The organism is Citrobacter amalonaticus Y19 (genome assembly GCF_000981805.1).
Taxonomy (GTDB): domain Bacteria; phylum Pseudomonadota; class Gammaproteobacteria; order Enterobacterales; family Enterobacteriaceae; genus Citrobacter_A; species Citrobacter_A amalonaticus_C.
This window is the reverse complement of record NZ_CP011132.1, coordinates 1,559,333-1,579,534: the sequence shown is the minus strand read 5'-3', so window position 1 is coordinate 1,579,534 and position 20,202 is coordinate 1,559,333. Positions and strand designations below refer to the sequence as shown.

Below are 20,202 nucleotides of genomic sequence, written 5' to 3'. Positions count from 1 at the left end.
TAAGCGGCAAACATCAGGATCGGCACCGGGAAATATCAATAACAGCCATAACAAGTCTGCGTGTATTTATTTCTGCGAGGGGACGGGTATTATTATTTCCGTTCTACATTAACGGTTTAAAGCGCTCGTGTAGAGGTTATTTATATCATTAACGGAGCCATCATAATGAACAAATTTTCCCTTTCTACAGCAGGTATTTTAGTGGCAGCGCTGTTGACCAGTGTCAGCGTCAGTGCAGCAACGACTAACGCGAAAACCGACGTCACCCCCAAAAGCATGAGCTGCCAGGAATTCATCGACCTGAACCCGCAGACGATGGCGCCGGTTGCCTTCTGGGTATTAAACGAAGATGAAGACTTTAAGGGCGGAGACTACGTCACGTTCGATGAAACGGTGACAACTGCGGTTCCTTTAACGGTTGAAATCTGTAAAAAACATCCGCAAAGCGAATTGACTAAAATTAAAGACGAAATCAAAAAAGAATTAAACAAATAAGATTAAGCGCTTATTTAAACCCAGCCAGAGTGCTGGGTTTTGCTATTTGTGACAATGTCACATTATTAATTTAAGACAATACGGATTTCTGTATAAAGCTCTAAAAACACGTGCCGATACTGAATATAAATTAGCCTGAAAATAAAAGGATGTTTATATGGTCTGGTATCCGTCACGTATTTCGACTCGTTTGACCGTCGGGGGGATCGCGTTACTTGCCGTAACGACGTTAGTGATTGTTGTTATTATGCTTTGGCGCGGGCAACCTCGCGTCGTTGAAATCAACACGGCGTTGATCGAGGAGACCGGGCATGGCCTGACGCGTCAACTCAGCAGCGTCCTGTCACGTATTGAGGGAGAAACCGTTAGCCTGTCACGACTGGCCGAAGTCCTGCCAAATGACGAAGCGCTGTACCGCGCGGTGGTGCCGCGTTTACTGGGCGAGCAGAATCATTCGATTATCACCGGGGGCGGGATCTGGCCTGAGCCGGATGCGTTCACGCCCGGCGTTGCGCGACGCAGTTTTTTCTGGGCACGCAATACCGACGATAAGCTGGTGTTTTCCGACGAATATAATGCGCCCGACGGCAACGGTTACCACAGCGAAAGCTGGTATCAGGGCGCGAAAGGGCATTCGCAGGAAAACTGCGTCTGGTCTGATGTTTATCAGGATGCCATTTCCGGGATCAACATGGTGACCTGCAGCATTCCGTATCAACTGGAGGGCAAATTTGCCGGTGTGGCAACGACCGACATTCGACTCGATAACGTTGCCAGCTTTATGCAGCAGCAGGGCGGACGCACCGGCGGTTACGCCTTTGTGGTCGATAAGCAGGGGCAAATTCTCTATTTCCCGCAAAACGATCGGGAACATTACAAAACCGTTGGCGATCTGGTGAAGGCTTCCGCGTGGTTGAGCCCTGTCGCTCAGCGCTTGCAGAAACTGCGCACCGCAACCACCGATGTCTCCTCCATTGCGCTGGATAACGACGGCATTCTGAACGCACCTTCACGCGTAATGCTGTTCCCGATGGCCGATACCGGTTGGGTGGTGGGGCTGGTGACGCCGCAAGAGCGTATCGTCGGACTGGCGAAAGTGATGATGCGCGATGTTCTTGAAGTACTGATCCCTGTTATGACGCTGTTGCTGGTGGGTTCCTGGCTGGTTGTTCGCCGGTTGATTGCTCGTCTGGACGACACGCGCCGGGCGCTGGACGATATTGCTCAGGGAGAGGGCGATCTGACCCGTCGCTTAGAAGTGAGAGGGAAAGACGAGATTTCGGCGATCGCGCAGGCGTTTAACCTCTTTGTGGATAAAATTTCCGCCATTCTGCTTACGGTGCGCAGCAGCAGTGAGGTGGTAGCGAACAACGCCGTCAGCCTTGCCGACAGCAATACGGAGTTGTCATCACGCGTCACCCAGCAGGCGGCAGCGCTGGAAGAGAGTGCGGCGGCGATGGAACAACTTAATGCGACCGTACATCAAAATGCCGGTAATACCCAACTGGCCGACGAGCTTTCAGAAAGCACAGCGCAAACGGCTAATCGTTGCGGAGATGTCATGCATGAGGTGATTTCGACCATGGATAACGTCAGTACGTCATCGGGGCGAATGGTGGAGATTGTCTCCGTGATTGACAGCATTGCCTTCCAGACTAATATCCTGGCGCTCAATGCCGCCGTGGAAGCAGCGCGCGCCGGGGATGCCGGGCGAGGATTTGCCGTGGTGGCGTCGGAGGTCAGAACGCTGGCCCAGCGCAGCGCTACCGCCGCCCAGGAAATCAAAGCGCTGATTGATGAGTCGGTATCTCACGTCGATAACAGCAGCCAGCAAATTCATCATGCCGGCGATCGCTTACAGGAACTGGTCGGGCATGTTCGTCAGGTGCGTCAGTTAATGGGGGAAATTCGCGTAGCCGGAGAAGAGCAGCGCAAGGGCGTGGCTGAAGTCGCGCTCGCCGTCACGGAAATGGACAGCACGGTCCAGCAAAACGCATCGCTGATAGATGATGCGGCGGCGCGCACGCAGATCTTAAAAGCCGAAGCGGAAGAACTGGCCTTGCAGGTGTCATCGTTTAAATTGCCGTAATGTCGTTGTGACAGGATTGCCCGGTAAGCGAAAGTGTTACCGGGCATCTCATCACGGCAAATCAGGTTTTCAACGGCAGCGCCGTCTGCATCCAGGTGGCAATCTCATTTGCCGGAATGGGGCGGGAAAAATAATATCCCTGAATCACCGGACAATTCATCGAGCGCAACAGCTCAAATTGTTCCTTCGTCTCAACGCCTTCCGCAATCACCACCAGGTTCAGACTCTGCCCAATACTGATAATCGCTTCCAGCAACGACTGAATGCGCTTCTCGGTCTGGCAACGATCGACAAAGGTTTTATCAATTTTTAATTCCGTCACGGGCAGGCTGACCAGACGGGAGAGGCCGGAAAAACCGGTGCCGAAATCATCGATCGACAATCCCACGCCCATGTTGCGTAAGATCTCAATGCGCCTGAGGATCTCTTCATCCTGCTCCATCATCATGCTTTCGGTGATTTCGACCGTCAGTTGATCGCCCGGAATAGCGAATTCCACCATGGCTTCCGACACCTGGTCCGGCAACTGATTGCTGCGAAAGTGCAGGGCGGAGAGGTTTACCGACAGCGTCGGAATAGTCAGCGACATCGTGCGCCATTCCGCCAACTGGCGACACGCTTCTCTGACCACCCAGCGACCAATATTCTCAATTTCGCCCGTCTCTTCGGCGAGCGGAATAAAGCGGTTGGGCGGTACGTGACCGTGCACCGGGTCGCTCCAGCGCGCAAGCGCTTCAAAACCATACAGTTCACCTGTCTGGGCAAAAATCTGCGGCTGGTACACCAACCGCAACTGGTTACTGACAATGGCATTTTTCAACGCCGCGCCCAGTTGCAGACGTTCTTTCACCGCGAGGTTCATTTCCGGGTTGAAGAACTGCCAGCCGTTACCCCCCGCTTTACGAATGAAATCCATCGCGTTGTGGGCGGTGGAAAGCAGATAATCACGTTCTCTTCCCGCTTCATAGCTAATCCCGATGCTGAAAGTCAGCGGGAAGGGCTTGTCGTCAAAAAGTGTCGCTTCACTGCCGATGTTAATCAGTTCATCTGCAAACTGGGTGATGTTACTCATTTCGTGGTCGTCACTGACCAACACGAACTGCGTGCCTTCGATACGGCTTAAATACTGATTGGGTCTGAGCCGTTCGCGGATTTTATTGATGACCTGCTGCAAAACCTGATCGGCCACGGCATAGCCGAGGCTGTCGATGACATCCTGGAAGTGATCGACGCTGATGAGAAACACCACCGGCGAGAAGGCTTTTGCGCCGACAATGAGATCGTCGAGATAGGCGTGCAGGTGATTACGATTGGGCAGACCGGTGAGCGGGTCAAACTGCAGGAGATGCTCGATATGCTGGCGGCTTTTCTCCTGTTCCAGCGCCAGGGCCGCCATATGCTGACTGATATCCGCCACGCGTTCAATAAAGGCGCTGGTCTCTTTCCCTTTGGCTGTTTTAATTAATAGCGTCCCGGCCGGCTCACCATCACGTTGACGAATGGTGAGCGTCCAGACGCTTAACTCTTTCGCGTCGATCTCTCTTGAGGACGCGGCCCAGAACTGAGGGGCGTTATCTTTCAAGGCATACAGCGAGACATGCGTTTCTCGCAGTACCGCTTCGATATTGCGGCAAATAATGTCACCCATTTCGTGAAACGGCGGGCTGGTGCACATCGCCGCCAGAATATTGCCTTCGAGCTGGCGAATCTGCCGTTCTTCGGTGATATCAGAAAAGGTCATCACCAGGTTTTGCAGTTCACTACGCGGGTTATGAACCGGGCTGACAGAGGCCTTAATCCAGATCTTTTCGCCCGCGCGGGTGACCATCAGAAATTCATCCTGATCGCGGGTCGTTTTCCAGAGTAACTGTTTGAGTCTCTGGCGATTATCCGACGGCTCTTCAGGGATATTGAGCAGGTCATCCGGCTGCTGGCCTGCCGCATCGGTGATCCCGTAGCCAAACATCTCGGTAAAGGCGCGGTTACACTGAACAATGCGCCGCGCAGGGTCGAGCACAATCACCGGGCGATCGAGATGATCGACTGCCAGCACCAGCAGACGTTTCTGTTCTTTTTGCTCCATCTCTACGCTGGCATCACGCACCAGCGCCAGATAGAAAATCTTGCCCGCCACGTTCACTTTTGACAGGGCAAAACGCGTCCAGACTTTGCTGCCGTCTTTTCGTTCCAGCTGCAATTCCCGGCTCATGCCTTCTACGCGGGCCTGACCGCCTTCACGGTTATGACGAATATAATCCGGGTGAGCCGGGCGTAAATCATGAGGAATGAGCATCGAGATACCATTACCGATCACTTCGTCCCGACGATATCCCCAAAGCTTTTCCGCTGCCGGATTAAAAAACAGAACTTCGTCATTCTCATTAATTAATACCGCTCCCATCATATTCTGCTCAAGAGCAGGAAAGAAAATGCTGTCTCCGGAGCCTTCAACGTCGGTTAGCTTCATTTTTTACCTCTGCATCCGGATATTTCTCAGGAAGCTGGTTTCCAGAGTTCGACACAATTCCTGCCGCGTCTTTTTGCCGTATACAACGCTTCATCTGCGATCTGAATTAAGCGCTCGTAATCCGGGTGACCATTAAACATGGCGGCGCCAATTGACAGCGAAAGCGGAATGATTTCACCATCCGGCGATTTAATTTTGGTTTTCTCAACGCGACTGCGAATGCGTTCGGCGGTGCGCAGTGTATCCGTCTGGTTCGCTTCGGTGAGAACAATAATAAATTCATCGCCGCCGTAGCGGAAAACATAATCGCTGCTGCGGACGTTATCATAAAAAGCCTGAGAAACCCGGCGCAGAATATCATCACCGGTATTGTGTCCCCAGGTATCATTGATCTCTTTAAATTTATCGACGTCGATAATCAATACCGAGAGCGGGGTGCCGGCGCGATTAGCATGGGCGATTTCACGTTTAAAAATGGTCGGCAGGAAGCGACGATTCAGTAATTTAGTCAACACGTCCATTCCCACCTCATGGCGGGAAACTTCTTCAAACAATTCACGCAGCAGGGTGATGATCTGCGAAATGGAATTGCGGATTTGCAGCAGGAACTTCACGCGCGCGGCTTTATTATTCAGCGCTTTTGTCGAGCCGTTGGTATTATGGAAAATGCCGTCAAAATCCTGAATTAAACGTGAAATATGACCCACTTCGGCAATGCCGCTGAAATAATGGCGACCTTTGTGATTGAACCACAAGCCAAAATCCGCCTGGCTCAGCGGCAGGCTGTTGCCAAGGTCGGAATCGAGTAGCACTTTATAAATAATGTCCATTTCCCATGAAAGCAGTGCGCCTATTTGTCGTTCTTTCTCTTCTTCCGCATTTTCCAGTAGGGTAAAAATACGATAGTTTTCATCTTCTTTGGCGGCGCTACTTTCACTGAAGGAGAAGGCGCGGGACATCACTTCCATTGCCAGATCGATACTATTAATGGAGAAATGATAAACCTGCAATTTTTCAACTGAATCATGGTGACCATCAATAATGATGGGGTAGAGGATCTTTTTCAGAACCCGGAACCCCATTTCGACCAGTTCGACCGGAATACCAATACGCGCGTGCACCTCAGCAACCGTATGCTGATTTTTTATAAGCTGATCAATATCGCCAACGTCGCAGGAGAGAACGCTGATAATCCAGCGCTCGAGGGCTTTTTTAAGCTGTCTCTCAACCTGTTCATTACTCAAAAACTCTTCGGCATGCGGATCGGTGAGAACATCGCGATAGAACTCAATGCTCAAGGTATGTGCATGGGCCTTCGCAATCTCAGAAGCAAGCTGACGAATGTGCGGTTGGGTGTTTTCAACCAGTGCCTCCCATTCGTTTTTCATTCTTTTAAGATACATCTCCATGATGTAGATCCTTACAGTGGTTAGCGAACATCATTGTGGCCTGGGTCATATGCACATTCGGGAGTGTAAGACGAATCTGAAACACAGAACACCTGAAATGTAGCAGGGTGACATTAATGAAATAGTGTAATGCCTTAAGCCATATTTTCATGCAATCAGACGAAGTAAGCCTGAAATAATTAGGGATATAGCCAAAAGTAGCAAGAAAAATCCTTTTTAGGCGACTTTTTAAACTAATCGACTTCTGAAAAGTATAGTCCATCTGTTTGATCATTGAGAAGAATAACGTCACCGGCGTGAGGTGACTAAGGGTATCTTTTTATTATCCACTTGCTTTTCAATTTCATGAAATGAGATGAGTGATTTCTTGAAAGAAATCTTCATCATTATGTAATAAATCCCATTTTTACGCAGGGTAATAATCAGCGTGTTTCTGACTATTATTTACCGCCGTCATTTATTGATCATTCGCTGTAGAGTTGATCGCCAACAACCCTTCAGAACACGCATTGCGTTCTACTCTCTGTTCAACCACAGCCTGTCCGACGCGAAATAGTGGAGGTTACGATGGGACGACAGCTCGTTATTTTTCTGGATGGCACAGGCAATCGTTTCAGTCATAAACCAACGAATGTGATTCGGTTGCTGCGCTCACTGCCTAAAGGTCGCGAGGACGTGCTGACCTATTACGATCAGGGCGTCGGGACGTTTGGCGTCAAGGAGACGCTCTTTGAATGGCAAAAGGTGCCTTCGCGGATCTGTGGACTGGCGTTTGGCTGGGGACTCAAGCGCAATGTCGAAGGGGCTTATCACTTCCTGGCAGAGAATTACCGTCAGGGCGATGACATCTATCTGTTCGGCTTTTCCCGTGGTGCCTATGCCGCCAGAGCGCTGGCGGCGCTGATTCACACGGCGGGAATTGTCGAAGGTTATCAGGCGCATCTTTTTGACTATGCATGGGCGATGCTGCTGGCACGAACCGGGGAAAATCATGCCCCAGACTTCAAACTACAGGCGCGTTTCAAGTCCACCTTCGGTCGGCGGGTGAGCGTCCATTTTCTTGGCCTGTTTGATACCGTGAAATCGGTGGGCTGGATTTACGATCCGGTCATTATTCCTTATACCGCGAACAATCCCGTGGTTGAAATTGTCCGTCATGCGGTGTCCATTGACGAGCGGCGCTGTTTTTTTCGCCAGCATCTCTGGCGCAAAAATGATGACATGAAGACGGATCTTAAAGAGGTGTGGTTTGCCGGAGTGCATTCTGACGTTGGCGGTGGTTATCCGCCACCGCAGTCGCAACTGGCGTTGATGACGTTTCGCTGGATGCTGGGCGAAGCCTGGCGCAGCGGACTGCGCATTGACTTTTCCCGCGCCAAAAAAGAGCTGTCGATTCGCATGCCGGGATTTCCCGCCATTCATGACTCCATGCTGCTGGGGTGGAAGTTTGCCGAGTGGCTACCCCGTCTGGTCTGGACCGGGGAGGATCATCAGCGTGAACTCAAAATTGGCGCGATGCCCCCGTTTGGTCAACCGGTTCCACGGCCAATGACGGGCGTAATCAGCGTGCATGAGTCGGTGGTCAATTTAATGAACGCCAATCCGGATTATCGACCCGCCAATATTCCTCGCTATTATTCGATTGAAGGCGATGATCCGGGGATCGCGGATTTACTCTAAAGATATTCATATTAATGCCCCAGTGTGATTCCCTCCGGTTGAATAACCTTTTTCTCTTAGAGTAACCCTGAAATTCACTGCACTATTCTGAAGGGTGAAATAAGTAAAAATAAACGTGACGCACTCAACGGATGCCGCGGTTTCGTCTTCATTATTCCCTGGAGGTTGCAATGTCAGAACTCACCACCGCCTGGCAAGACTTAATGGAAAGTATTGAGGCGGGCTGGCGTCGCAGTCGACGTAGCGACCGGGTCAGTCTTTTGCCGATATTCAATGATGATAATAACCTCCAGTTAAAATTTGATGTGAATAATGCCGTCGCAGTGACGTTTGATTCCCGCCAAAATTCCTCTTTTCGCTGGGCTCCATCTACAGAGCGTCCGGGTTTTTCTGAGCGCACCGCCACGTTACCGCTACAACCGGCATCGCAAAAGACGGTCTATTTTGATGGGCTGGCGCTGAACCTGGCGACGACCGGGCATGTGGTCAGCCTGTTTTTGAAAAAAGACACTTTCGATATGTACTACGAACTGACGCTGCAACTGGACAGCGTCAGCCTCTCGCCAGTGCTGGCAGAATCGAATTTACATCGTTCAGCCCTGCGCAACATGACGGCAGAAGAAGCCGGAGACGAGCCGCCTTATTTCAGCGCCAACTGCGGTGAGGGCATTGTTATCGCCGACGCGCAGGCTAAAGCCAGTCTGAAGATCGTGTGTGAAAGCGGGCAGCCCGGACGGGATACGACGTGGACCGTCACGCTGCAACAGGCACAAAGGATGTTGACTCCCCGGCAAGGGACCGCAATTCAGATTAGCCACACGCCGTTTATTGTCTCGCAGTTATTGCAACCGGAACTGGCGGAAGAGGCCGGCAATATCATTGCGCAATGGAAAAGTGACGATCCTGACGGGGCGCAGTGGCGGTTCGGTATCGAGAGCGTTTCGCTGAATTTTCCACCGCAGGCGGTGGGTGAAGCGATGGTTCGCGGGGACCGCTTTCGGCCCGCCGGACAGGGCAGTCCCATTGTTGACAAGAAACCGATTCCGTTTCGTTTTTCCCGACGCACGGAGTTGACGGTTCGACCTTCTCGCGTAGACCGCCGCTATACCGTCCACCCTGGCGACACGCTATCCGTTCTGCGGGATGCTGAACTGACGCGGATGGTTAGCGAGATGGCGTATCCGCTGGAGTTGACCTATCAGCGCACGCCGGAATTACAGCGCACGGTGATTGTTTCAGAGATAGCCAGAGCGCTTGGTCAACCCGCGATTGCCTTGCCGGTCAGTGACCAGGACTTTGCCATGAGTCCGCTGCTGGAAACCTATTTTCGCTCTCATGCGGCAATCACAATTGACGACCTGAAAGCGCGCATTAAAACGCTGAGAACGCGCCATCTCGCCGCCCGACAAAATTTCGTCAATCGTCTCGCCCGGTTCACGCTAAAAGACGCGAACTACCCACTGCGCAAGCTGGATCTGACGGAAGGTATGAGCGCCATACTGCGCGGTAAAAAGCAGGGAGCCACAGCTGTCTGGCCGCTTCCCGAGGGGGCATCGCTGAGTGATTCCCAGCGTATCGCGCTGGATAACTATGTGGACAGCCAGCCGAACGATCCGACCGCTGCACGTTCGCTGCCCATCGGACTGCTGTACTCCATTGAGTTTGCCTCTGAACTGATGGCCGTGTTACACACCCCCGTTACGAAAGAGGTGCGTCTGCTGGAACTGACGCTCTCGGTACTCGGCGCGACCGGCGCGGTGCAGGCGGCCTTTGATGAGGGGCGCACGCAGTTCGACGCCAGCGTTGAAAACGGCCAGTTGTCACGACTGGTGAAAACGCGCTATGGCCGTATCGCCACCGTCTGGAATAAAGCACGTCACGTGGTGGTTTATTCCCGCAGCACCGTCCCCGGCGCACAATTTGCCGGGGAGCAGAAAGATGAGGAATTTTTGGGGCGTCCGCTGCTGCGCAAAATGGAGGAGTACATTGAGATCCTCGAACCGTACCGCCTTTTCGACGGCGAAGCGTCTGCGGCGAAAAATAAGCCGGGGTGCCTGCACGCCTTTCACTTCGCTACTCAGCGTATTTATGTCAATGGCGCATGGGGGCACGACGTGGATGAGGGCTACGAAATCCCAGTATTTAACGAACTGGACAGTTCCGGTTTCTACGTTAAGCCGTGGGCAGGGCCGGTCGCGCGGGGCGGAGGGGATGAACTGACGCAACACTGGCACGACCAGCCACAGCATCTCTACTTTTTTAGCAGTACGAAAGTCGGAGCCGGGGCAGATACGGACACGTGGGAGGCGCAGTTAGCCATCGATTGCGACGAGAATTACAGCTTTGGCAGAATGATCCGATTAGAAACAGGCAAGCTTCTGGAGCCTGTTCAGGTTCCCAGCCTGACGCTACAGGCACTGGCCAATCCCCGATTTTCAATGCCACTGCGTCCGGAAGGCGTCTCTAATATTGTTCATGGTCGTGGCACAGAAGAACTGGTCGCCAGCATTCGCACAATGCAGATTGAACGTACGCTCGCGACGCGCAGGGTGGATCTGAGTACGCTACCGGATGATGAGGGTAAAAACATTGCGTCGCTGATCCAGCACGCGACATACAGCGCTGAGCTAAAAAGTCTGGACGCGACGCTTCAGTCGTTGTTTCAGGATGCCAAAAAACTCTGGGCGTTATTCGAGGGTAACAACCTCGAGACGTTCAAAGCGCGCCTGAAAAAACAGGTGGATGATGTCTTTGATGAATGCACTAGCCGTTTGACAATAGAGGTTGCCCAAATAACCCCTGGCGTGAGTGAAGCTATTGATCATGTCAAAAAGAGCCTGGGGCTGGCGCGATCGCTCTCGGTCCAGATGATCGATGAACTCTGTGCTCAGGGGCATGCGGCGACAGACCATTTGCTGACGATGTTGTCAGCTATCCACGATCCGAATCTTGAGGTGGAGAGCGTAAAATCCTTGCTGGCGAGTCGTTACGTCAACCTTCCCGTACAGGCTTTCGTCAGACGTTCTGCTGAATCATTGAATGGTGCAAAAGCGGTCATCGCGGATTTACGTCTTTTTTGTGCAGAAGCGCCCAACAACATTGCCGCCCTGTGCCCAGCACTCAGAGAGATTACTACGCGTGCGGATACGGCGTATAAGGATCTGTTGGGTATAACGGATCGGGATGCGCTGCTTCTGGCCGTCGACGCGTATTGCACCACGATGACGACCCTGCTCCGTGAAGGCATGAAGAGCGTTGATGAACTCAGTATCACCATCGGCGCGCTGAAATTTCCTGCGCAGTGGCAGGGGCCTCAGCATCTTCGCGATATGCTCACACTGCCGCTGACCAATCTGGAACAGGCGGTTGCCACCTATATTGCGACCATCAGCAAGGTGTCAGAACAAATCAGGAACATCGGCGACCTGGATGCCCAGCGTGCAGAACTGCAAAAGCAGATCCCGCCGGTACTCGCTCCACTGAATGATACATTGAGCCTGCTGGAGACGTTCGACTGGCAGACGATGCACAATACGACAACGACGCTGGGATCAGTGCTCGCCGCCATCGACACCCTGCGGGGCAACCTTTTCGGCAATGCCACGCAAACCTTCTTCCCGCCGTGGCGACAGGAATGCGCTGCATACCAGGCGCTGGTAAAAAAAATTGAAGATAACAAGCCGATTGATAAAGAGTTTGCTGATTTTGTCGCGGCGCTGGAGGCACTGAACGCGTCTCTGAGGGTACCTGCCTTCACCAACCGTTCGCCGTTTTCAATCGCCCTGACTGACGCCTGGAACCGGGAATTTATTTCCATCGATAGCGCGGTTTCGACACTCTCCGCCAGGCTTGACGAGGTCAATAAACAGGCCACCGCGTTATTGAGTCACAACGCCGCCGTCGTAAAGGCGGAGCTGGATCGGCGAAGAGGCGAAGTGAAGGCGCTGATTGAGGGACTGTCTGACGCCGGTCAATGGGTTGAGGTCGCGAACAAACTACAAGAACAGGTAGCCGAGACGACCCGACAGGTCCGTGAGCAGTTTGTCGATCAGGCCACGCGACTGTTTGATCAAAAAAGTCGTGAATATGCGAAGGCGATCGACGCGACGTTAAAGCAGGCGAACAGAGGCATCGCTGAGGCACTTCCCAAAGCCGGTCAGGCCATCAAACTGGTGAAGCTGCTTTCGGATCCGCCACAGCTTCCACAATTGACCATCCGCACCGACAACATTGAATATGTTTTCGACGATCTAAAAGATCAGATTGAAACATCGCCGTTTGTCGCCCGACTCCGTGAGGTGGATGCCGGGATTAAGGAGTTGGGGCTGACGATCCCTTCCTGCGAACTGAACGGTAACATTGTTCCTGCGTCGCTTCGGGGCGTTGATTTCTCACAGATCGTTCGTAATACGGCGATTGATTTTGAAAACTTCTTCAAGAAATTCAAACTGCCGGATTTGCCCGATGATGCCATTCGTATCAGCCATCATATCGATCCCAAAACGCGTAGCGCCAGTATCAAAGCGGTTATTGATCATCAGTTTACGAGCACAGAATCGCTGTTTGAAATCCCCCCGCTGAGCCTTGATGTCCGTAAACCCACGCTGGTGGCAACCAGTGATGTCGATATTTCCCCCAGTGAAGCGACACGAACGCGCACGCAGGCGCTGTTCAGTGGCGACTGGATCCTCAACTTTTCGGGCCAACCGCTGGTGACCTTTGCGGATGCCCGCATTCAGTACAGCGAGGCCAGCGGGTTTACGTTCGATCTCGACCCGAAAAATATTGAACCGCACGCCGCACTGAAATTTATCGGCGACGTATTACGGGGCGCGATGCCAGAAGTTCCTCCGTATGTAGAAATCGTCAAAAACAAGGACGGGATCCCGACGGGGGCGTCGGTGAGCCAGAAACAGGCGTTTGGCCCACTGGAGTATGGCGGCGTCTCACTGGGTCAATCGGTTCTGGCCTCCGGTTTCCGGCTAAATATGAACGACGGGATGATGCAAATTGAAACCTACTTTGGCATTGGTGAAAAAGCGTCGCCCGTTTCCATGCAGATAGGCGTCTATGGTGGTGGTGGTTGGCTGACGACCCGGGCAGCGGCGGTGAATAAGAACGGCAAGCTCACATCGGAGTATGAGGCATCGATTGGCGTGGCATTGGTCTCGACGAAAACCTTCAATCTTGCCGGGGTCGCCGAGGGCAGTTATGCCATTCGCCTGTTTGTCGAAGCCGGTTTCTCTTCCGACTCATCGCAGAACTTTTTTGCCGCTGGCGTGCAAATGACCGGTAGCGCAAAGGTACTGGGCTATCTGACCGCCTGGCTGAATCTACTGGTGCAGGTCGAGCACCGAAACGGACAGATGAAAGGGCGCGGACATCTGGATATTTCTATCGAAGTTTGCTGGTGCTACACGGCACATATTTCCCGCACAGTGGAACAGGATTTGTGAGGTGTCTATGTCATTAACAACGTTTAGCTGGATGATGCATGGCAATGATGAAGGGCTGGTGGATGGGGATACAAAACGGCGAATCTCAGTTAACTGGGTGATGCCGACGGGCGAGCTTCCCGAAGGTGTCCCGTCCATAGACGGACAGACGGTGATCGACACCGTCGGTTCGCTGCTCTGGCCCTGGCAAATGCGCATTACCGGCTGGGCGCTGGTTATCGAAAATCAATTTCACCCCGCCGCGCCGGTTCTGACCAATGTGCTGACCGATTCGCAGAATCTACAGGAAAAAATGGCGGACGAAATCAGACAAAAGTGCAGCCGTTGTCCGTTTCCGTTTTCCACCGCCATTGCGCAGGGGCAGGCCAGTCGCGGAGATATCAGTCTGCCACACCTGTTTGCCCCTCTGACGCTGTTACCTGCTGGTGTAAGTCGCGATATGCTGGGGATGATCCGAAGTCTCACCTTTGACAATGCCGTACCGCCTGAGGCCTGCGCACCGGAATTCACGATGACTCATGAGGATCTGGACATCGTCTTTAGCCCTGTGCATGCCGACACAACGGACGAAATAGTGACGATTAGCTACGAGGCAAGAACGGAGAAAGACAAGCTGCCCTACACCGGCTTACCCGCCTTTACTGTCGTGATGAAAAAGATCAAACCCGCCGTCAACGCGACGCTGACGCCGCAACTGAAAAGCGCCGAACGAGCGGAAACCGGGATGCGTGCCTGGCTGGCCGATGCCATTCTGGCGCCACTGCCCATGCTGGCTCATGTACTCAATGCCGAAGCGGCCAATGGCGAATGGCAGCCGGGGATTGAACAACATCAGCTGCTGAACCGCGCATTAGGCCCCGGATATCTGCGTACTGAAACGCGTAACAAGACGTCTGTGCATATCTGGTTCTGGGATCGCCTTCAGGGCGGCAACCCGGTGGCTATTTCTATCGAGACCTGGGACGCTAACACCCAGGTCTGGGCAACGCTCCGGCAAGCCATTATTAACCCTGGGGCGGGCGAACATCGGTTACTGCACCCCCTTGTCGACGACAGCAGTAACACCATTTCGGGCTTTGCGCTAAACGTGGGGATGATGCTCAGTACCGCTGATGGCCGACGGATAATGATGACCTCGTGGCTGGCGGCCGTGGCGGTAAATTTTCATCAGCCAGAAGCGGACAACCCAACGCTCAACTTTATCGAGTGGTATCAGCTGATATCGTTACATTACTCAGACCCCGGCATTGCCGAATTGCAGGCGCGCTGGTGGTTTTTCCATCTGTCGGAAAAAGCGCCAGCGGCAACACAAGCACTGCGCGCCGGCATCGAGTCCTGGATTGCGGGAGATGTTTCAACTCAGGCCAATGTTCTGAGTGACAGCTATCAGGAGATGCTGGCGTTGCTGGTGGAGTGTCCAAAGCCAGGCGCGCAGAATGCAGGAATCAATAAGATACTTCAGACGCTACAGGAACAAATGCAGTTACCCGGTGCGCAAAAGGTTATCAGCCTGGGCGAGGAGCGCGATCTGGCGGTTGAGATCTGCTCGCCAGACGGGGCCTATGACGATCGGGACATTCGCGGCTATGCCGTCGCCATGGCCATGGGGAAGGAAAAAGTCGTAGCCAAATTAGGCTGCGCGTGGCTGACGGACACGGCGCTGAAAGTGCAGGGGGCGTGGCTACCGGACACCGAGCGGAAAGGGCCCACACAGCGATTTCACGACACCGTGGGGGCGACCGTGCAGAACGGTCGCAAAGTGGTGGCGTTTGCCTATTCGGGCGCACCGCTGAGTGGCGCAGTGAGCCTCAAAGACGGCGTCGACTGTCTCGATTTTGGCTGGCCTGATGATCCGCAAGAAAACTCGGATGATTATATCTCTCCCTGGCGACTCCCTCCGTTAGCCTATGGATTTCGTTATTGGGTAGCAGGAACGGCAATGGGCAATGGCGGGCAGATTCTGGAGGAGAACTTTCACAGTAGTGATGACCCCTGTGCACTCAAAGCCGCCAGCCAACTGAATTTCTTACCCGCTGAGGGGTATCTTTATTTGTGCCGGGTAGCCCCAGGCGCCGTCACCGTCCAGTCCGCAGAGAAGGCCGTCGATCCCTGGCTGATGGAAGGGGAATCCCGTGCCTGGAATCTGCAAGGCTTAGCGGCAGATCGGGAGCAGGCCGGTGAACACCCGAAAGTGGCAGACGGCAAGCACCCGCGTGTTGTCGTCATTTGCGACGGAAAAAACGACTGGAACAGCAGTGCGCTCAAATCGGCCACGCTGACGTTGACCCCGCCCGATGCCACAGAGCAGGTGCTGATAAGGTGGATGGAAGCCGACATCTGCCAGGAATTGCTCAAACCCGCCCATGGTAAGAGTGCGACGCTCAGAGCCCTGCGCGCCACGCTACTCAATAAACTGCGAAAAACAGGCAAAAAACGGCCTGAGGATGTGGTCGATCTTCCTCGCCATCCCGCCGTTAAGGCTATCGGAGTGAGAGTGAAATTTGATGATGGTCCGGAAGTCGATTACCTCGTCACGCCGGAGTACCACAGAGAGAGAGGTTTCTTAACGCCCGCCACACTGCGTGTAGAGGCAGGAAGCACATCACTCGTCGTGCCGCCAAAGGGCACGGGCACGATCGCGCTCATTCTGAAACCGGGAACGATCGCCACTGTGACCCTCTGGTCTCTGGTGCCAACGACATTCTTTATCCCAGGGCCAGAGATGCGGATGGCGGACTTTGCCACTGATAATCACGACAAGTGGAGTGAGGCGTCACACCGCGGTTTTTCACCCGTAGTACACCGGTTTGAATGTTTACCTGACACAATAACGCTGCTCAAGGGCGCGGGAAAAGCACTGAAAGAGATTCAGCAGGCGCTCCGTTTTGTGCCGCAAGGGTCAGATACCGTCGCACATCTGGCCGCGGGGAAGGGGTTCGACGCGAACGGGCTGAAAGGATTTCTGGTACAGCGACACGAATGGCACTGGACGGGCTACCCGCTGGCGCTCCCCAAACGACTAAATGACAACACCCAACTGGAGCAGTGGTCCGAAGCGTTCGCCGGCACCTCGTCTTTACGCGAAACGCAAAGCCATATTCTGCAAACCAGTCGTGCCGCAACCGCTGCGGACTGGTGTTTTGGTTCACTTGTCGAACCAGCGATCCTTTGTCGTCTGCGAATGCCCGGCTATCACGGCGCGCGTTTTTTCGCCTGCGTCATGCGCCCGATCCTGCGTTATCGCCGTTGGCTGAACAGCAGCGCGGTTAAGAGTCTTGAGAACACGATTGTCGCTAAGGGTACCGTCGTGCCCGCATGTATCAACTGGCGCGATCCGTCACTGCGACTGGCACCGCCAACAGTCCAGACCACGATTCCGCTGGTACGCACGGTCATGGCGCAAGAGAAGGAAACGCTCACGGCGATCCGTACCAGTGCAAACGGGGCGCTGATTTGCCTGAACGATGCGCTCTGTCGAACGGATGCGCTGACGCAGTACAGCGGCGTCGGGGAAACCTTCGAGGTTGACCTTGAAGCCACACGTTATGCCACGGTGAATGAACTTGGCCCCAATCCCATCTTCCACGCAGGGCCGGGTCATCGTGTGGATGACGCAAAGAAGGTCACGCTTTATCTGCCTGAGAGTAGCTGGTTTACCGAATTGGGCGAGCCGGTCGCGCCTGAACGCGAGATGAACTGGGGAATCGAAACCGACAGTCCTTTTGGCCTGACTTACGATACCGACAGTAATGGCAAAGTGGCGCAGACGGCCATTATCGTCCGCCCGACGGGTCACGATGTGTTTGCCTACTGGATAATGGCGAAGATCCGCATCCGCCGTATGCTTGACCCGCACGAGAAATGGACGCTGAGCGATCAATTTCCCCTCAGCGAGGATGGGCAGAGTTGGTTACTCGGCCGCCGGGAAGAAGGTGACGATCGCGTTCCGTTTGATTTCGTCATCGAAAGCCCGCCGGGAACCGATTTTCTCCTCTCTCTGCACCAGGCGCAGGGGAAACGCATCGAGAAAGCCGGCGACGCGAACACGTCACGGCGTCTGTTGTGTAGCTGGCACAAAGGCCAGTGGGACGGGACGGCGGCAATGCGCTGGGGAGTCCAGGTGCTTGATCAGGTCATGGCCCTTGGGAGTGAGCAATGGGCCACCGTCAAACGTTATTCACCGTGGGAAACAACGGAGGCAACGACCGACCTGCCGATAAAATCGGTGCTGCCCGTTGTGCTTAAAAACGCAGAGGGGTGCAAAGCCCGCCGCCTGTTGCTCAGCGACTATGGCGAATCGCACTGGTTGACCTTTATTGGCATGCCGTACCGGCATCTGGCCATCGCTCAGGAATCTTTGCAGATGGCCATTGAGGATAACAAAAACGCCATCACGCTGACCCGGAGCAGCGTGGTGCAAGCCAGTGAAAATATCTCCCGCGATTTACTGATTGAACCACTGGAACCGATTAAGAAAGCCGAACCCGGGAAAGAACTTCGCTGTATCAGATCGGGCGGTGGCACCTTTCATCTGCTGTTGGTGTTTGAACCCGTCAATGACGTGGCCTCCCCGCTGGCCAATCAGCAACTGGGGAGGCTGACAGGCGTCTATTACCCGCAGCGCGATCCCATCACGGCTGAAACGCGCTATCCGCCATTGCGCTTTCATTCTTACATGACGGATTCGCCGATAAAGGGAAAATTGCCCGAGGGCTCAATCGGATACATCTACAAGTTTCAATATACCGATTGCCTGCCGACGGACTGGACGGCCCTGCAAGCGCAGTTGTTTCCCGAAAGGAACGCGGACGGCTCAGGCGACGAAGCGAAGGTCCGCTGGCTGCCTGAAATCATTGGTCCAATCACCACCGCGCCGCTGCCTGCGCACAATGGTAACTGGCCGAAGCCCAACGTGACGCTTAAGCGAAAAGAGGGGAAAGAGATGTCTGTTCTCCTGAACGTTGATGAAGACCACGGATGGCGCTGCCAGCAGATTAAGGGAAAAATACCCGCAACGTTCGATACGCTCAGTTGGGCCAATGACCTGCCGGGAGGGCTCTGTACCATGCTGGAAGGCGATGAACTGGCACTGGTTGGCAGTGGAGGGCGACTCATCGCGACGTTAACAGACTGGTCGCAGAAGAAGGGAGTGCTGCAGACGTACGATGACAAAGGCCAACCCCGAAGCGAGAACTGGAGTTGGAACTGGAACCCGTAAAACGCGACGTAAAGAGAGACTCCGTTCTCTCTTTACGTTACAACGTCACTTAGACCAGCGGTTTCTCAGGTAACTGACGACCTGCTGGGCCTGCGGTTGGTTGAGATTGTTCTCTCTGAACAAAATCGTGCCACTAATTTGTGGCATCGATTCATTCAAATCGAGTTGTTTCTTCAGTTCCGGTACGCCGCCGTTGACCGTCCAGTCCGGTTCATTGCGCGAGGGTTCGCCGACTTTGTACAGCGCGACGCCAATATAAAGCCGCGTTTTCGTCGGCTTCACAACGTCTGCCCACCATTTCGCCAGCACGTCATAGCGCGCCGCATCGCGGGAGAAGGGCCAGTAAATTTGCGGTGCGATGTAATCCAGCAGGCCCTGTTTAACCCAAAGCCGCGTGTCCGCATACGACTCGTCATACGCCGCCGCGCCACGGGTATCGGATCCGGCAGGGTCGTGCGAACGGTTACGCCAGACGCCCGCCGGACTGACGCCAAACTCGACGTCCGGATTGACTTGCCTGATCGTACGGGAAACCTGTTCAATTAACTGTTGAGTGTTATGCCGACGCCAGTCAGCTTTTGAGCTGAATCCCTGGCCGTAACGCTGGAAGGTCAGACTGTCGTTCAGTGCCGAACCGGGGGATTCGGCATAGAAATAATCATCAAACTGGACGCCATCCACCGGATAGCGCGTCACCACTTCAGCCACGATGCTGGTTATCCAGTCACGGGCCTCCGGGATCCCCGGGTCGAGAACATAGCGATTGCCGGCGGTACGGATCCAGTCGCGATGGAGAACAAACACGCTGGCGGGCTGAAGCGACACGGTGCGGTTCAGTTCGTTCACCGTTGACGATTTCACATTGGTAGAGACGCGATAAGGGTTGAACCAGGCGTGAACGCGCATGCCGCGTTTGTGGGCTTCATCGAGCATGAACTGGAGCGGATCGTAGCCCGGATTTTCACCAATCTTCCCGGTGAGCATATCCGACCACGGTAAAATAGACGACGGCCAAAGGGCGGTGCCGTCAGGTTTAACCTGAAAGAAAACGGTATTAATCCCCAGAGACTGTAGGTTATCGAGCTTATCGATTAACGCTTTCTTTTGCATTGCTATCCGCGTGGACGCGCTACTGACATTGACGGACGCCACCGGCGGCCAGTCCAGCCGGGAAACTGTCGCCAGCCACACGCCGCGAACCGGCTCATTCAGTTTCTGTGTTTTAGACGGTGATGTCGGCGTAGATTTTGGCGGCGTCACCAGTGAAACCGGGGGTTTTGAGGAACAACTCGCCAGGAAGAACGCTGCTACCACCAGGGCACTGATTTTTTTAACGCGAAACAAAGAGAAAACGCCACGAGAACAGATATCCATATAGGCCAGTCATC

8 protein-coding genes are annotated in these 20,202 nt (G+C 53.9%); 5 read left to right on the top strand and 3 right to left on the bottom strand.

Features of this window, described 5'->3' with window-relative positions; translation table 11 throughout:
* The first annotated feature begins 165 nt into the window (after positions 1-165).
* Together hdeB and F384_RS07100 are read left to right on the top strand one after the other, a co-directional pair.
* Positions 166-495, top strand: a complete 330-nt coding sequence (hdeB, locus tag F384_RS07105) for an acid-activated periplasmic chaperone HdeB (protein WP_046480840.1) — start codon at positions 166-168, stop codon at positions 493-495.
* A gap of 157 nt (positions 496-652) precedes the next feature.
* Complete coding sequence (locus F384_RS07100; RefSeq protein ID WP_046480838.1) at positions 653-2,584, top strand: methyl-accepting chemotaxis protein; 1,932 nt, start codon at positions 653-655, stop codon at positions 2,582-2,584.
* A 61-nt stretch (positions 2,585-2,645) separates the two neighbouring features.
* Here the strand turns inward: F384_RS07100 and dosP are convergent, their stop codons facing one another.
* Both dosP and F384_RS07090 read right to left on the bottom strand, forming a co-directional pair.
* Entirely contained in the window at positions 2,646-5,051 is a 2,406-nt protein-coding gene (dosP, locus tag F384_RS07095; protein WP_046480837.1) for an oxygen-sensing cyclic-di-GMP phosphodiesterase DosP, read from the bottom strand.
* Positions 5,052-5,077: 26 nt separating this feature from the next.
* Entirely contained in the window at positions 5,078-6,460 is a 1,383-nt protein-coding gene (locus F384_RS07090) for a diguanylate cyclase (RefSeq protein ID WP_046480835.1), read from the bottom strand.
* A 567-nt stretch (positions 6,461-7,027) separates the two neighbouring features.
* On the opposite strand from F384_RS07090, the gene F384_RS07085 reads away from it, so the two are divergent.
* The 3 genes from F384_RS07085 to F384_RS07075 all read left to right on the top strand — a co-directional run bounded on the left by F384_RS07085 (position 7,028) and on the right by F384_RS07075 (position 18,814).
* Positions 7,028-8,140: a DUF2235 domain-containing protein gene (locus F384_RS07085; RefSeq protein ID WP_046480834.1), complete on the top strand. Its 1,113-nt coding sequence runs from the start codon at positions 7,028-7,030 to the stop codon at positions 8,138-8,140.
* Positions 8,141-8,310: 170 nt separating this feature from the next.
* A complete protein-coding gene (locus F384_RS07080; protein ID WP_046480832.1) occupies positions 8,311-13,596 on the top strand; it encodes a hypothetical protein in 5,286 nt (1,761 codons plus the stop codon).
* 1 nt (position 13,597) lies between these two features.
* Positions 13,598-18,814 (top strand): hypothetical protein, encoded by a 5,217-nt coding sequence (locus tag F384_RS07075; RefSeq protein ID WP_046480831.1) that lies wholly within the window; start codon positions 13,598-13,600, stop codon positions 18,812-18,814.
* A 45-nt stretch (positions 18,815-18,859) separates the two neighbouring features.
* Here F384_RS07075 and F384_RS07070 read toward each other — a convergent pair whose 3' ends face one another.
* A complete protein-coding gene (locus F384_RS07070; protein WP_046480830.1) occupies positions 18,860-20,188 on the bottom strand; it encodes a glycoside hydrolase family 10 protein in 1,329 nt (442 codons plus the stop codon).
* Between the last annotated feature and the right edge of the window lie 14 nt (positions 20,189-20,202).

Bases quoted from the DNA above. Each gene is read 5' to 3' on its own strand.
- hdeB (WP_046480840.1), top strand. From the start codon at position 166: ATGAACAAATTTTCCCTTTCTACAGCAGGTATTTTAGTGGCAGCGCTG.
- F384_RS07100 (WP_046480838.1), top strand. From the start codon at position 653: ATGGTCTGGTATCCGTCACGTATTTCGACTCGTTTGACCGTCGGGGGG.
- dosP (WP_046480837.1), bottom strand. From the start codon at position 5,051: ATGAAGCTAACCGACGTTGAAGGCTCCGGAGACAGCATTTTCTTTCCT.
- F384_RS07090 (WP_046480835.1), bottom strand. From the start codon at position 6,460: ATGGAGATGTATCTTAAAAGAATGAAAAACGAATGGGAGGCACTGGTT.
- F384_RS07085 (WP_046480834.1), top strand. From the start codon at position 7,028: ATGGGACGACAGCTCGTTATTTTTCTGGATGGCACAGGCAATCGTTTC.
- F384_RS07080 (WP_046480832.1), top strand. From the start codon at position 8,311: ATGTCAGAACTCACCACCGCCTGGCAAGACTTAATGGAAAGTATTGAG.
- F384_RS07070 (WP_046480830.1), bottom strand. From the start codon at position 20,188: ATGGATATCTGTTCTCGTGGCGTTTTCTCTTTGTTTCGCGTTAAAAAA.